1 pseudogene is annotated in these 580 nt (G+C 74.1%); it reads left to right on the plus strand.

Annotated elements, in window-relative coordinates:
• Positions 1–402: pseudogene (locus tag ACU8YC_RS25785) on the plus strand (N5,N10-methylene tetrahydromethanopterin reductase); the annotation flags it as partial.
• Between the last annotated feature and the right edge of the window lie 178 nt (positions 403–580).

Below are 580 nucleotides of genomic sequence, written 5' to 3' on the forward strand. Positions count from 1 at the left end.
GTCTGCGGCGGCGCCTGCAGCTGCAGGCGGACTTCGAGCGCGGCCAGCTCGTCGGCCACCGCGGCGGCGGCCAGCCGCGGGCTGACGAAGCGCGACCTCCTGGCCGAGCTGCAGCTCGGCAGCCGCTACGCGGTGCTCACCGGCGACGCGGTGACGATCGCCGACGAACTCCAGGCCTGGATCACGGAGGGCGAGGTCGACGGCTTCAACCTCAGCCGGATCGTCGTGCCGGAGAGCTTCTCCGACTTCATCGACCTCGTGATCCCGGAGCTGCAGGATCGCGGCCTCTACAAGACCGCCTACGCCGAGGGCTCGCTGCGGGCGAAGCTGTTCGGCCAGGGGGACCGGCTGCCCGCCCGCCACCCGGCCGAGGCCTACCGCGGCGCGCCTCAGCGGCCCTGATCAGCGGCCTTGCTCAGCGGCCTTGATCCGCGGCCCTGGGACCCGCCCCTCCCGGAGGCGGACCACCGGCCGTAGACATCCTCGGCGCGGCCGTCCTCCCTCCAGCTCGGGGCGGCCTCGTGGACGACGTCGCCCCGGGGATCGTGGGGCGGCGAAGGGGTTTCGGTGGGTTGCGGGG

Source organism: Citrobacter sp. VF227, from assembly GCF_052950715.1.